General features: G+C 46.9%; 15 protein-coding genes. 1 reads left to right on the top strand and 14 read right to left on the bottom strand.

Going from position 1 to position 14,435, the window contains the following annotated elements; all coding sequences use genetic code 11:
* Position 1: 1 nt before the first annotated feature.
* From GPK90_RS17270 to GPK90_RS17240, 7 genes are all read right to left on the bottom strand, one after another.
* On the bottom strand, positions 2-187 hold the full coding sequence (locus GPK90_RS17270; RefSeq protein ID WP_004849804.1) for a hypothetical protein: 186 nt from the start codon (positions 185-187) through the stop codon (positions 2-4).
* 270 nt (positions 188-457) lie between these two features.
* The gene (locus tag GPK90_RS17265; RefSeq protein ID WP_009321442.1) at positions 458-1,798 is read right to left on the bottom strand and encodes a virulence-associated E family protein; all 1,341 of its coding nucleotides are present in this window, start codon (positions 1,796-1,798) and stop codon (positions 458-460) included.
* A complete protein-coding gene (locus tag GPK90_RS17260) occupies positions 1,683-2,423 on the bottom strand; it encodes a CHC2 zinc finger domain-containing protein (protein ID WP_035110550.1) in 741 nt (246 codons plus the stop codon). Before GPK90_RS17260 ends, GPK90_RS17265 begins: the two co-directional genes overlap by 116 nt.
* Positions 2,424-2,470: 47 nt before the next feature.
* The gene (gene mobQ / locus GPK90_RS17255) at positions 2,471-3,943 is read right to left on the bottom strand and encodes a MobQ family relaxase (RefSeq protein WP_215703550.1); all 1,473 of its coding nucleotides are present in this window, start codon (positions 3,941-3,943) and stop codon (positions 2,471-2,473) included.
* A gap of 2 nt (positions 3,944-3,945) precedes the next feature.
* Entirely contained in the window at positions 3,946-4,263 is a 318-nt protein-coding gene (locus tag GPK90_RS17250) for a DUF3847 domain-containing protein (protein WP_008816380.1), read from the bottom strand.
* 286 nt (positions 4,264-4,549) lie between these two features.
* Positions 4,550-4,753 carry a hypothetical protein gene (locus GPK90_RS17245; protein WP_004614949.1) on the bottom strand — a complete coding sequence of 68 codons (204 nt, stop codon included), beginning with the start codon at positions 4,751-4,753 and terminating at the stop codon, positions 4,550-4,552.
* Between the two features lie 147 nt (positions 4,754-4,900).
* On the bottom strand, positions 4,901-5,125 hold the full coding sequence (locus GPK90_RS17240; protein ID WP_005362423.1) for a helix-turn-helix domain-containing protein: 225 nt from the start codon (positions 5,123-5,125) through the stop codon (positions 4,901-4,903).
* A gap of 302 nt (positions 5,126-5,427) precedes the next feature.
* Between GPK90_RS17240 and GPK90_RS17235 the strand changes: the two genes are divergently transcribed.
* Positions 5,428-6,468 (top strand): DUF6076 domain-containing protein, encoded by a 1,041-nt coding sequence (locus GPK90_RS17235; protein ID WP_215703537.1) that lies wholly within the window; start codon positions 5,428-5,430, stop codon positions 6,466-6,468.
* A 224-nt stretch (positions 6,469-6,692) separates the two neighbouring features.
* Here the strand turns inward: GPK90_RS17235 and GPK90_RS17230 are convergent, their stop codons facing one another.
* The 7 genes from GPK90_RS17230 to GPK90_RS19245 form a co-directional block, all read right to left on the bottom strand.
* Positions 6,693-9,065, bottom strand: a complete 2,373-nt coding sequence (locus tag GPK90_RS17230; RefSeq protein ID WP_215703536.1) for an ABC transporter permease — start codon at positions 9,063-9,065, stop codon at positions 6,693-6,695.
* 14 nt (positions 9,066-9,079) lie between these two features.
* Positions 9,080-9,745, bottom strand: coding sequence for an ABC transporter ATP-binding protein (locus tag GPK90_RS17225; protein ID WP_071422048.1), 666 nt, complete (start codon positions 9,743-9,745; stop codon positions 9,080-9,082).
* A 5-nt stretch (positions 9,746-9,750) separates the two neighbouring features.
* Positions 9,751-10,011, bottom strand: a complete 261-nt coding sequence (locus GPK90_RS17220) for a hypothetical protein (protein WP_009244706.1) — start codon at positions 10,009-10,011, stop codon at positions 9,751-9,753.
* 126 nt (positions 10,012-10,137) lie between these two features.
* Positions 10,138-12,525 (bottom strand): ABC transporter permease, encoded by a 2,388-nt coding sequence (locus tag GPK90_RS17215; RefSeq protein WP_117142396.1) that lies wholly within the window; start codon positions 12,523-12,525, stop codon positions 10,138-10,140.
* A 180-nt stretch (positions 12,526-12,705) separates the two neighbouring features.
* The gene (locus GPK90_RS17210) at positions 12,706-13,122 is read right to left on the bottom strand and encodes a hypothetical protein (protein ID WP_004611616.1); all 417 of its coding nucleotides are present in this window, start codon (positions 13,120-13,122) and stop codon (positions 12,706-12,708) included.
* A gap of 27 nt (positions 13,123-13,149) precedes the next feature.
* Complete coding sequence (locus GPK90_RS17205; RefSeq protein ID WP_118002821.1) at positions 13,150-14,181, bottom strand: sensor histidine kinase; 1,032 nt, start codon at positions 14,179-14,181, stop codon at positions 13,150-13,152.
* A partial coding sequence (locus tag GPK90_RS19245; RefSeq protein ID WP_252197568.1) for a winged helix-turn-helix domain-containing protein occupies positions 14,178-14,435 on the bottom strand: 258 nt, incomplete at its 5' end. The genes GPK90_RS17205 and GPK90_RS19245, both read right to left, overlap by 4 nt.

The following is a 14,435-nucleotide window of genomic DNA, read 5'->3' as shown; positions in this document are numbered from 1 at the left end:
TTCAGGAAGCGGCGGCAGCGTGCTGGATCACATCTTCCAGCAGGCTGTCAAGCGGCTTCCCATCCTGTGCGAAATGCTCCGATACCTTGATACGGACTTTCCCCATGACAAAATACTGGGTGCCGTCTTTTTCGGTAAGCAGGGTGCCGCTGTTTTTGTTATTGCTCTCGTTTTTGCTTTTTGCCATAGGCAGTTACCTCCATAAATGAAATATGCCCGACAAGGGAATGTCAGACAGGTGTACAGCCGCAGACTGTCTCCGTGTCAACCAAACCGTGTCAACCGGCAGAAAAGACTTTGAAAACAATCCATAGGCGCTCTATGATTACTTTTTACTTTTTCTTTGATTTCTTGGTTGACATGGTTGACAAAGGAGAGAAATGCCCCAAATATCAGGCTTTTCCCCGTCAACCGGCTGTCAACCAAAGCGTCAACCAAACTGTCAACCGGTGGCTTTTCAGAATGGAAGTTCCATTTGCCGGGCTTCTTCTTCCGTGATTTCCTGAAAACCGTCCCCCTCCGGCGGAGCTTGGTTGACACGCTCCCAGCCTTTTTGAGAACCGTATTTCTTATACCGCTTCGGGCTTTTGTAGGCTACCCAGCCCTGTATGATGCCGCCCGCAATGCCGGTATTCATAATCTCGCAGATTGCCCGTGTCTCCCAGTCTGCCGGGGAATTTAAGTTCCCCAGCGCTTCCTCATAAAGCTGCTTGGAACATACCCTGTCGCCGGTGTAGTCCTCCAAATAGGCGTAGATCATGCCGGCCTGTGTGTCTTCCTGCATAAAGTCCTGCTGGTGGGCGTTCAGGTATCGGTTCATTTCCATGCTGAATGACAGCTTATACTTCCCACTGCGATAAACCGTCATGGCTTCCGCCCACATCTGTTCGATATACGCCCTCGCCGCCGCTTCATCGTCCAGTATGTGAACCTCCGCCCGTTCCGGGTACACCGTCACGGGGAGAAAGCGCCGGTTGCCGGTGCGATCACGGGGCAAAAAGTCCTGCCGGTTGGTCGTCCCTCCAAATACACATTGCCGCAGCCGGTCTGCCGGATGTGTCTCATACGGCACTTTGTAGGTTTCTTTCTGGCGGCTTAAGAATGACTTGATTTCCTCAATACTCTTGGCGTTGGCTGTGGCAATCATCTCCGACATCTCGATAATCCAATGCCCTTGCAGCTTGCGGTACACATTTTCATCGTCCAGCTTTTTCAAATCGTCTGAAAACCATTCGTCCCTGCCTGCCAGCAGCCGGAAAAAGGTAGATTTCCCGGCTCCCTGACCACCAACCAGACAGAGCATGACCTCAAACTTGCTCCCCGGTCTGAATACCCGCCGGATGGCTCCCATCAGGAACAGTTTCAAGGCTTCATAGGTGTATTCGTCCGTATCGGCTCCCAGAAAGTGATGCAGGGCGTAACGGATGCGCTCTGTGCCGTCCCATTGCAGGCTGTTCAGGTAATCCCTGACTGGATGGTAGCGGTTTTCATTGGCAACAATCTTGATGGCGCTCTGCACCTTTTTCTCGCTGGTAAGCCCGTAATTTTCTTCCAGATACAAAAGCAGGTAGTTCATGTCCATGTCGGTCAGCGTGGTACTGGTGCGCTCCCAGCCCAGCGGCTTCACAATGTCAATCTGCTCCGTCAAAAGGTTCAGGCGCAGCGCCCCGCGAAACAGAGGGTCACGCTGGAACACCGTCAGGCAGTTTCGGATGCTGTTCTTCACGCCGCCTTTCTGCGTCCCCTCTAATGTTTCCCGGATTTCTGCCGGTGTCTGCGCCGGTTCCATTGTGTCCATCGTCCTTTTGACCACTTCCTGCGTTTCCGGCGGCAAGCTCTGAAATTCGCTGTTCAAGCCGCAGCACCTCCTTTCCCTGTGCGGCGATCAATGCCGCTTTTTCTTCTATTTCTCCGTATAACAAAATATCCAAAAGGTATTCTGTGTAGCTTATCCTCTGCAACGCTTCCACAAAAAGAGGATGCCAGATGGCATCCTGCGGCTGTGGGGCGTGTGCTGTTTTCCAATGCTCCAGCAGGCGCAGATAATCGCATAGCACCCGGAAACAATACCGTTCCGTTTCCTGAAATCTCTGCTCCGCTGATTTTTGTCGGGGCTGTGACCTGTTGTGACGCTTCCTATCTGGCGGCGCATTGCCGGATTTCTCATAGGAAACGCCGAAGTCCTCCGCAAGCCTGACCGCAGCTTCCCGTTTCCCCAATCCATGCAGCAAAGCGGCCAAGTCGATCACATCCCCGGAAGCCCCGCAGCCGAAGCAGTAAAAGCGGCTGTCCACTTTCATGCTGGGCGTGCGGTCATTGTGGAATGGACAGCAGACCATGCCGTTTCTCCCCACCCGGATTCCATAGAATGAAGCAGCCTGCCGGGTGGTAACAGACTGTTTCACCGCTTCAAATACATTCAAATGCTCCCTCCATAAAAATACTGGTAGCGGTAAAGCTGCCGGTTATATCATAGCTCCATCTCATGTTTCTTTCTCTGTACTTCCTGTGGCTGCTCCCTCCGGCGCAGTGCGGTATCTACGGCGTTCTGCACCTGCCGCAGCCGTATGACTTCCTCCCGGAGTGGCTTGTGCTGCGGAGACAGTTCGGCATACTCTGTTTTTAACTGTGCATATTCCTGTTTCCATGCTTTCAGGGCAATGGATTTTCCGTCCAGTTCTTCTTTCAGAATACGGCGGGCGGCATAAAACAGCCGTAACTCCGCATCGTGGGATGTTTCAAATTTCTCCCTCTGTTTCTTAAACTTGATATTGTTCAATTCCGTATGAACAGGTTTTAGCCGCTGGTAATTCTCGCCCTCCCGTATCAATTCCTGCAATTCCTTTATCCTGGCGGATTTCTTTTTCATGGAGCCGCTTAATGCTTCAAATTCTTCACTGACAGAGGAAAGACGCTCCTGCAAATCCTCTAATGTGAGCAGCTTGTTTTCCGTCAGATAATTGACGGCTTCGGCAAACTGCTTTAAGTTTCCGGTTCTGGCTTTATTGCTCCATGCCCCTGCGTTGCGCTGGTTGTAATAAGCGATCAACAGGTCGGCAAGGCTCGGTGTCTGCGGTTTGGAAAGTTCTTCTTTTACCTCTGCCATCCAGACAAACAGGGCTTTGATCTTCTTCCTCACATCCTGCATGAGCCGGTTGGTGGCTTTAATCCAGCGGTTCAGTTCCCCTTTCTCGGTGCGGATGCCCTTTGCTTCCATCTGCCGGACATTAGCTCCCTCGTGGACAGTAGGTATCAGGTCAAGCCCCTGCCGCACATAGGAACGGTGGTCGATACGCACATCCAGCCCTTTTTCCTCAAATTTTGTATTAACGGCAGCCGCCCACTGCTCCCGCCAGTGTTCCAGCGTTTCCGGCTCATGCCAGTCTGTTGTATGGACAGCGTTAAACATATAATCGCCGTTTTTATCCCGGATTCGGTTTCCATCTTCATCAAGAAGATATTCCCGACGCTGTTTTTGTCCCCATGTGCCATCCGGGTTCAAAGGGCGCATGGTTGTCATCACATGAAAATGCGGGTTAGGGATGCCGCCGTCCTCTTTCTCCGGGCTGTGAAAAGCAAGGTCGGCAATCATGCCTTTTGTCACAAACTGCTCCTGTACGAACTTCCTCGCCAGCTCCATGTTTTCTTCCAGCGTCAATTCATTCTGCATGGCAATATCAAAGGAATAGGCAAGCTGTGCTTTTGGATGTTTCTCGCAGTTCTCCACAGCATTCCAGAGGGTCGCCCGGTCAAGATATATTTCCGGCGCATGGGGCGGCAGCATGATTTCCGAAGCGATCACGCCGCCCTTTTTGGTGTAGTCGCTGACTTCTCCATAGTAGCTGCTGTAAAGACGCTCCCCGGCTCGATAGGCTGCGCTGGCAATGGCGCTCTGACCGGCGCTGCGCTTGATCTGTGCGATTGAAAAATGATAAAGTGCTATCCTTAGTCACCGCCTTTCTCCTGCCCGGAAATACGGGCGTGGTTCTCTGTGGCAGACCGGATGAAATGCTCCGCCTGCGGCAGATTCAAAATGCTTTCCATGAGGGAATAAAATTCCGCTTCGGATAGCTCCTTTGTCTGTGGTGCAATGCTCTCAATAGCTGCCCCACGGGTAATCAGCCGGTGCGTCCTCTGTTTCCGGGAACCGCTTTCCAGATACGCCTGCCGGTTTTTCAAACGCTGCATTTTCCGTTTTTCCTGTTCCAGCAGGACAGTGGTTTTTTCATATTCCTGCTTCAACTGTTCCAAAGATTTTTCCATGTTCTCACATCCTTTGCTGATAAGATAAAGAAAGACCATCCGCAGACAGTCCGTGTGTCAGTGCTTCTATAAAACCCGATGAAAAGGGAAAACCGCAGAGCGGATTTCTCTTTGCGGCGGGTACACAGGGGATAGCCGCTTTAGCGGCGCAAGGGGGTGTAGCCACCTTGTCGGAGCGAAGCGAACGCAGACCTCGGATTGCTGATTTTATCAGCGGCAGAGGTAAGCTCCGCAGGACGCACGATACATGGTCTTTAGACTATGTATAGAAGTGCGCCCTTAGTTCCTAAGGGATTTTGCCGTTTCCGGCAGTCTTGTCCTTTTTCTTGGAACGCTTGGAAAGATACTTCGGGCAGTCAACCACAACCGCCCGGAAGCTCTGTTTACATTCGTGCTGGCATTTCCGGCACAGTTCGTTGTAAGTGATACGGCTGCGGTCATTTAAGAAGAAAGACCATTCCAACCGCCGCTTGTTACTCATTCTTGCCATAACCGGCTCCTTTCTCCGTTTCTATCTGATGTACGCAGATAGGCTGTTTTGATGTAGCGTCTCGGTATCATTTTTAAGTTTTTTTCCCTCTGTATGCCCCTTTGGAAAGTGCGGCAGTATTGCAAGTCAGGGAATGATACCTCACGCTTATTTGTCGCTTCCCGGTACGGTTTCGGAGCCTTTTGCCATCCATTCAAAGAAAGCAATTTTGCTGACCTTGATAAGTCTGCCCCTGCGGAACGCTGGAAAGCCGGGTGTGTGTACCAGCTCATAGGCGCTCGCTCTTGAAATTCCCATAATCCGCTGAATGTCCGCCACATCCAGAACCAGCGGTAAATCCTCGTAGCTGTTCAATCTCTTTTTATCGTTCATTCTGTTCCTCCCATAAATCAAATAGGTTAAAATGCTTCCTGTTGCCGTTCTCCCCAAAAGCCGTTTTCCTGCCCCATTCCTGCGGTGTTTCCCTGCATTGGTGCGCCGAATGCGTCACTTCTCCTGCCGGTCATATCCCTTTTGGACGGTCATTCACTTGTCAAGGTACTGTGCGGTACGAAATTACCAACCGCAATCATCATAGCGTACTATCCTTGACAAAACAATGATTCTGCGATACCATGAGTGTAACGGATATAACTGAATTATATAATTACCATAAACAAAGGCAGGGGATAGGGATGGAGAATCAGTTTATACGGCATGAGCCATGTTTTGAGAGGATTTTGTTTGTCCTGACGCTGGACAGGAAGAAAATGAAAGAGCGGATTTTGATTGGGGAAGAACAGCAGATCCGCTTCCGTCTGAACGGGAGCCAAAACGCAGAGGTGCTTTGTGATATGACACGCCCACTGGGAACTTTTTTGATAAACTTTGAGCGTGACACGGACAGAGACTGGAACTTATACGGGCTTTCTCCGCTGCGGCAAGCTCTCCACTCCAACCGATGGAAACAGCCGGAGCTGGAGCAGGCGGCAAGCGAATTTCTTTGGGAGAAATATCTTAGCAACGACCCTCTGAAAATGTATGTGGCGTTCCGTATCTGGAACAGCTATCTGCTTGCCAGAGAACCCCGTGACCGTAACGCTGCCTGTGACCGCTTCATGGATAAAATGAGCAGACTGACCGGGGTATTCCAAAACGAAACCATGAGCTTTGACAGGGAGACAGGAAAACCGAAACAATTTCAAGCTGGCAGCCTTTATTTCAAAGGCGCACCGTCAGAAGATACCCGGCTTGACCTCTGGTTCCCGGACAACCGGCGCACAGAAGAATGTGTGTCTGCCTATGCGTCCCTCTACCCGTTGATTACCTATTATCTGAACAGGCTGAATGACTGGGGGCTTTGCTTCCGGCGGTGCAAGGTCTGTGGAAAATATTTTCTGGCAAAGAGCCAGCGGTATGAGCTGTGCAGCGACAAGTGCCGAAAAGCACAGGCGCTTCAAAACAAGCGGGAATTTGACGAGAGGTCAAGAGAAAATAACTATGACCTGCTTTATAAAAATGAATGCCAGAACTGGCGCAACAAAATAAACCGGGTAAAAAATACCGCAGGCTTTCCGGCTGACCGTCTGGAAAAAATACAGGCTTCCTTTTCCGACTTTAGGAAAGAAGCCTTACAGAGAAAAAAGGCTGTAAAAACAGGAACGGCCAGCCCGAAAGAATTTACGGACTGGCTGTATCAGCAGAGTAATGTAATTGTTGAGCTGACCGAGATATGAAAAACTTTCTATCGTCAATTTCGCATTATTGCAATAACAGATTGCTTCTTCCATGAATGGTAATATTATCATCAAACTTTTGGAAGAACTATAAATGTCCGAGGTGCCTTTGATTTCGACAAAAAAACAGGCTGAATTGTTACAAAGCTCGGACATTTCAAAAATTTTTTGAGAAATGGCGAAAAAAGCGGGGCAGCACACGCCGCCCCGCCGATCCCATACGGTTATTCCATCGCCCGCATTTGCTCAATCAGGGATTGTTTTTTCTGTCTGCGGATTGTCCATACAGATAAGATCAGCTCCATTCCGAACAATACCAGAATGAACAGACCCATTTCCAAAACCGGGAATTTGTAAGGCACTACTTTTCCGGCAAAAGCGCCTACACTAAATTTGCTACAAGCAAAGATGGAAGCCGGAAGCCCAACGATCAGCGTCGCCAATGTTGCAAAGAACGCATAGCACAGCCCCTCGCAGATATTCATTTTACATAGCTGCTTTTGGGTCAGACCGATGGAACGCAAAACACTGTTTTCCTGTTTTCTGGACATTTGATTAGAGAGGGTCGTGTTAATCAGGTTGATAACGCCAAAGAGGAATACCAGCCATGAAAGTACCTCCATACTGCCAAATACAAAAGAATTTATATTTTTTTCATACTCAATTATAGTGTCAATATTTTCTAACGCAATATCAGTATGAGTGGCTACAATATTTTTCAATTCAGACTCTACATTGTCCGCTTTTTTCGGATCACTTGCAATGTTCCATGAATAGTCAAACGAAGCTATTTCTGGATGTAATTCATGGAATAATGCTTCCGTTGCAAATTCAAGTGGAGAGTCAACTGGGACTGTTCCATGTCCATCAGTTGGTATGCTATCGTTGTCAAACACCCCTGATATAGTAACAGGAATAGTTGATTTCCCAGAGGTAACTTCAACCGTTTCTCCCACTCTTATATTATCACGATTACTTGTATGCGAATCAATTATGATGCTGTGTGCATCCGCTGGCATAGTTCCCTCTATCAATGCAGCTTCAACCGCAGAATAATTTTGTTCAGTTAGTATATCACACCAACCAGCCTCATCAATTCCGTTGGCACGATAATTTATATGAAGGCTTTGCCTTTTTGTAATCACATCGGTTACACCATCAATGGCCAAAATTTCCTGCTTCAATTTCTCATTCAATGGATTTCCCGCTGCCATAGCTTCTTCTACTGCCAACTCGGAATGTAAATAAATTTTATAGTCACCATACGGATAAATCTGCCTTGCAAGTGCCTCTGGGGAGCGCAGCAAAACCATGGAGGATACCACAAGCAGGATAATTCCGCCCAAACTCAAAGACGCTATAATAGAGATTGTCTTTTTGCGGTCACGCTTAAAATTCGCAATTCCCATTGAAACAGGATTGAGCTTGATATTCTTTTTCCGGCTGCGGATGTCCTTTTGCACCGGGGTAAAACGGACGGCTTCAATGGGGGAAATCCCTGCCGCGATTTTCACCGGCTTACGGATGGAAATAGACACCATGATCCAACTGCTTATGAGTGTCAGGGAAACCATAACGACATAGGAAACAGCGTTAAATCCCTTGGAAAACAGAAGAAAACCGCAGCATACGCCCAGCACTGTACCAACCAAAATTCCGATACTGCCGAGTTTGCGTCCCTCCCGCTTTACAATCCGCTTGATTTGCTTTGGCGTTGCACCAATCGTCCGAAGCTGTCCGTAGCTCCTGATTTTGTCATTGATGGAGATACGGAAGATACTCTGAATCACAATATAGCCGCCGATCAGAACAATAACAATCACACCAACAATCGGTAAAAAATCAAAGGATTTAGAAGCATAAGCAAAATACTTGTTGTTCATGCTGGGATTAGGAAGCTGATATTCCTCTGCAATCTCCCTGCAATAAGAGGTTATCAGTTCCTCGACCAACTGGTCGCTGTTTTTGAAATGGACATAGGCGCGATACCCAGCCGGATCAAACCCTTTCCATTCTGTCAGGGCAGCTTTGGAAAGAATGATAGCGCAGGTATTCGCTTCTTTTTCATTTACGCTGTCCATAATGCCGGTAACGACATAATCACCATGAAAACTCTCGGTATCTAAGGTCACACTGTCCCCGATCTTGGCATTGTTTCCATAAGTGGAAAGAAAGTATTCGCTTACGACAACTTCATTTGCCTTTTCAGGAACCCGGCCCTCTAACAGATTCATTTGCGCCTTGGCAATCTCCATCATTTGCGCGTCACAATACACATAGGACGCATGATAGCCCTGTTCCGAAAGTTCCTCACCGAGCATATAGTAGCCGCCTACGCGCTCAAACTCCGGCAGTCCTTTCAGGGTTTCAATGTCGTTTTCCTCTACGCCCAGCCAGACCGCCTCATAAGTATCGACAACCTGATTGCGCTGCATTTGTGTCAGGGAAGTAGCTACAATTCCCGTAAAGCAGATCAGAAATGCCGCCAGCGCAACGGCGATCACTACCATCAGATTCCGGCGCTTCTCGCTTTGCAAACTTTTCTTTGCCAGCTTCTTTGTAATGGCGCTGGTATCATTTTCAAAAGGCCATGTCATAGCCTGCCACCTCCTTATTCCACAATCTTGCCATCCTCAATGCGGACAATCCGATCTGCAAGGCGGGCAATGTCGTTGTTGTGGGTAATCATCACAACAGTTTGCCGGAACTCCGCACTGGTACGCTTGATAAGCCCCAGCACCTCGGCGCTGGTCTTGCTGTCAAGGTTGCCAGTCGGCTCGTCGGCCAGCACAATAGCCGGTTTGGTAATCAGGGCGCGGGCAATCGCCACACGCTGCTGCTGTCCGCCGGAAAGATTGTTCGGCATATTTTTCAGTTTATCTTCCAGTCCCAGCAGGTGAACGATCTCGTCCAAAAACTTCTGATCCACCGTGTCCCCGTCCAGCTCCACCGGCAGGACAATGTTCTCATACACATTCAGAATGGGAACAAGGTTATAGTTCTGGAAGATAAAACCGATGTTGCGGCGGCGGAAGATGGTAAGCTGTTCGTCGTTCATTTTCGACAGCTCTTTGTCCCGGACAATCACATTGCCGGAAGTAGGGGTGTCCAGCCCGCCCATCATGTGAAGCAGGGTAGACTTGCCGCTGCCGGAGGTTCCCACAACGGCCACAAACTCGCCGTCATTTACGGAGAAGTTCACGCCGTCAAGGGCGCGGGTGATGTTCGGCTCTGTGCCGTAATACTTTTTCAGGTCGATAGTCTGTAAAATGCTCATAAAATTCAATCCTTTCTTTGTTTGTTGTAAATGTGGAACGCTGCTGCGCCGGTGGCCGCCAACTGCACCAGAATCAGCACAGCGAACAGACCGAAGCTCTCATAGTAGAACAATTCATCCCAAAATAGGAGAACATCACAGAGAGCAGTCAAGGCAACCGTCCAGCGGATGTGCCGGGCCAGCCATTGCCGGAACACCAGCACAAGGGCAACGGGCGGGACGATCAGCAGCGCCAGATTCAAAATCAAGGTCGGGGTCAGTTCCATTGCGTCGCCTCCTCACTTTTGTTGATAAGGGTATTGTAAAACCCAAATGTCCGCGAAATGTTACAGCGGCCAAAAATTTTCATTGAAAATCGGGGTGAAATGTTACAAAGCTCGGACATTTCAAAATCAGTTTGCCATTTTGATCCGTTCCACCAACGAATTTCTGCATTGAATTTTTAGACAGATAGCAGAAATTATAATAGGTGTTATTATTAAGCAGACACCGTAAATCAGTAATGGAATAAAAGGAAAAGCATATTGAAAATAAGTTAATCCATTCGCAGACAATATCCGTACTAACAAATAACCCATCAAGGTTCCTGCCACAACCGTAATAATCAAGCATGGAATAATCAGTAAGACACTTTCATGCAGCAGCATTTTCTTTATCTGTTTTTTTGTCATACCGATAGACTCTAATATTCCAAATTCTTTTCTCCTTGTACTGATACGACTAATCAAGGTGTTTGTCAGATTAAAAATGCTAAACATAATGACAAAGGCAGATACTCCATAAACTTGTACGCTGGTATTATGAATCGTATTTGCCGAAGATGCTTTTACCTCTTGTAAGGTTTCCATTACCAAATCAGGGTGTCGGGACAGTATTTTATTTAATTTGCTTTCTACTGATTTACCCACTTTTTCATATTCAGGTACGGACAAAGTTAAGGAAGCTGTTAAATCCATATCGCCCCACAACTTTTCTATGGTTTCTTTTGGAAGATAAAAGCCCTCATTCATACTTTTTTCGGAAGTACCGGCAATCAAAACATCTATGCTGTGTTCAGTTCCATCAAACCATCGTAATGTCACTTTTTCTCCTATTGACGGGCAAGTATGATAGACTTCTTTCTGTACGCTTGTTCCCAATATAACCATAGCGTCTTGTTCCACCAATGTTTCGTATGTCCAATCAACAGGAAACGTTTTCAAAATTTCTTCCTGATTATCAGGCGTAATCGGAATAATGGGAATTTCTAATTGTTCATTGTGATACTCAATAATAGCTGCGGTTCTCTCCGTAGCATAAATCTCTTTAACTTCCGGGATTTGTTGCAATTCTTCCATGAGTTCCTGTGAAAAAGGCGTATCAACTTGATACTCCGAAATACCATACGGTTTCGGATTGACTAATGTATTGTGGTTAATCGTAATATAATATTCTCCATCTTCCAAATTCCCCATTCTCGCAAAGGAATCTGGATTCCATGATGATATAAAAGTGGCTCCAACCATAAATAAAATCCCGCCGATTGCAAGCGAGGCAATCGTCAGATTGTGTTTTTTTCGATTCTGCTTTTCGCTCAATACGGCTAAAGAATACGGTGAGAGACGAATATGATTTTTCCTGTTGCACACTCTACTTTCTTTTAGTTCTGGATCGTTTCCAACATATTTTGTTGCTTCAATAGGGGAAATATTTGAAGCTATTTGTGCGGGCTTGTATACGGAAATTTGTACGATGATAATACCTAATATTATTGCAAAAATACTTGTGGCTATGGCATTGATAATCGTTATTCCATTCGGCTCTAACAAATATGCAAATATGATACCTACTGTAATACCGGCAGGTATTCCGAACAGGCAGAAACGATACCCCTCTTTACGAATCATCCGCTTAATCTGTTTTTCTGTCATGCCAATAGTTTTGAGCTGTCCAATCTGCGACACTTGATTTGATACCGAAAGGTAGAACACACTGTATATGACAATTCCGCTTGAAAATGCAATAAAAAGAGTAGCTAAAAGAACACCTCCCATTCCTGATCCACTAATAAGTGAGGAACAGAATTTGCTATTAAAATAAAGTTGGTTCCTGCTTATGTCTTGGGATAAAGCCAGACGATATACTGTATTCTCAAAATCAATAAGTCCCATTTCCGTGGCACCATTTACACGAATCAAGGCACTATATGGAATATCAGATAATAACACACCCTGTTCTGCATACGCTGGGGAGACATAAAAGTAAAATGTTCCTGTTTCCACATTATCAGTAAAACCAGTAATGATGAAATCCTCTGTTTTACTCCCCGCCGTTGGTAAAGTGATGGTATCTCCTATATTTAGCTGATACCCCAGCTCTAATTGAACATTTTTATCAATTACAATTTCATTGTACTGTTCTGGACAGGTTCCACTGACTAATTCATAGGATTTTATAATTCCAAAACCAGTCGGCATATAAACCGCTTCAAATTTGATCCCATCCATCAGAAAACTATCACTATGCTTATAGGGTACAATATCTTCAAGATCAGGTTCTTTTTTCAGAACTTCTATCTGTTCTGCTGTAAGCCCCCCGATGGTAGCTTGCTGCATTTGATTCAAAATCTTTTGTTCACTAATTTTGCTGCCTTGTTGGAATAAGGAGATTCCCACAATCAAACTAATTGCCAGCGCAATGGTCAAAACATTAAAAAAGCAAAAAATACGATTTGAAGATACATTGCGTTTTGCTAATTTCTTTACAATGACGCTGGTATCGTTCTCAAAAGGCCATGTCATAGTTGTATCACCTCCATATTTGATAAGGGTATTGTAAAACCCAAATGTCCGCGAAATGTTACAGCGGCCAAAAAATTTCATTGAAAATCGGGGTGAAATGTTACAACGCTCGGACATTTCAAAAAAATTCACGGCGGACAGCCGGAAATGGTCGTCCGCCGAATCATACTACACAATCTTTTAGATAGATTGATTGTGAAATAATTTCAATCCAATCACCACATCTATCATAAGTTCCACAATGAGAATTATACTAATGGCAACATTAAAATTACATAGGTTATATAATCCGATATAGATTTCACAAGTAAGAAATACAACTTGCAGACACAAATTTAAGTATGTCACTAAATGCTCGTTAGTTCTATTCCACAATCTAAACAGGAACATTGTAAAAATAGGTTTTCCCGTAAAAGCAAAAAGCACTGACAATACCGGCACCAAAAATACATAGTAAGAATCTACTGCATTGCTGGGGGATGTACCTACCCATTGAATTGCTATTTTATCAGGAACAACGAAAAATAAAACAATAGATAAAATAACATTGATTATTAAGATGATTGTTGTTGCTTTGCAAAAATTGATTTTTTTCATGGTGTTTTCTCCTTTTATAAGTGTGCTTTATTTAGTCGGCAACATAATGGAAAATTCCGAACCCTTGCCCGGCTCCGAAACCACTTTGATATAGCCGCCCTGCCGTGTTACGATCTCGCGGGCCAGATACAGGCCAATGCCCACGCCCTGCTGTTCGTGTACTTCTTCCTCACGATAGAAGCGCCGGAAGATGGCGGCCTGATTGCTTTCGGAAATGCCCTTGCCGGTGTCGGCTACTTTGATTTCCACATACATTTCCCACAGCACCACCGACACAGCGATTTTCCCGCCTGCCGGGGTGTACTTCACCGCATTGTCCAGCAGGTTAAAAAGGGCTTCGGATGTCCACTTGCTGTCATGGAAAACGGTCAAATCCTCCGGGCAGTCCACGGACACGACGATTTCCTTTTTCTCTGCTGCATACACAATTCCACTCATGGCCTGTGCCACGGTATCAAAGAGGCGGCCCGGTTTCTTATCCAACTGGATCACGCCCGTTTCCAGCCGGGAAGTTTTCACAAGGGCCTGAAAGAGAAAGTCCAGCTTATCCGTCTGGCTGCGGATTCCCCGGATAAAGTCGGTGCGCTCCGCCTTGGTCATAGGCTTTTCCAGCAGCGTGTCCGTCGCCATTTTCAGATTGCTTACCGGCGTTTTCACTTGATGGGAAATATCCGATACAAGGGTCTGTAACTCCTGCCGTTCCTCGTCCACCCGGCGGCGGTTCTCCTGCATGATCTGATAGAGCCTTGCCAGCCGGTGTCCAATTCTGGCAAGCTGGGTTTCGCTGTCCTCTGGCCGCTGGGGCGCTTCATTCCCGGCGATCATGTGGTCTAAGGTCTGGCACAGGTCAGCGGTAAACTGCGACAGCCGCTTTCCAAACGCCTGCGTCAGTACAAAAATCCCCACAAGGGCGCACAGCAGCAGCGTCCCGCCTGTCAGCAGCACCGCAATCTGTTTTGTCACAAGAAACAGGGCTATGGTGATCCCGGACATGGAGAGGGCAAGCCCTATTGCCACCCGGCCAAACAGCCGCTTTACCGAGAGGTTTTGAAACTTCATTTTGCCTCGCCTCCCGTCCATTGATAGCCCATGCCGTAAACGGTCTTGATGTAGGGTGCGCCGCCGTCGGCTTCAATCTTGCTGCGAATCCGGCTGATAGAGGTTGTCAGGGTGTGTTCGTCCACAAACCTTTCGTCTATATCCCACAGCTTTTCCAAAAGCTGCCCACGGGTCAGCACTTGCCGGGGATTTTTACGAAACAGGTTCAGCATTTTGTACTCCATCGGGGATAGAGTCAGGGGCTTGCCGTTTAA

The organism is Clostridium sp. MCC344, assembly GCF_018785365.1.
Lineage (GTDB): Bacteria > Bacillota > Clostridia > Lachnospirales > Lachnospiraceae > Pilosibacter.
This window is presented reverse-complemented; position numbering and strand designations above follow the sequence as displayed.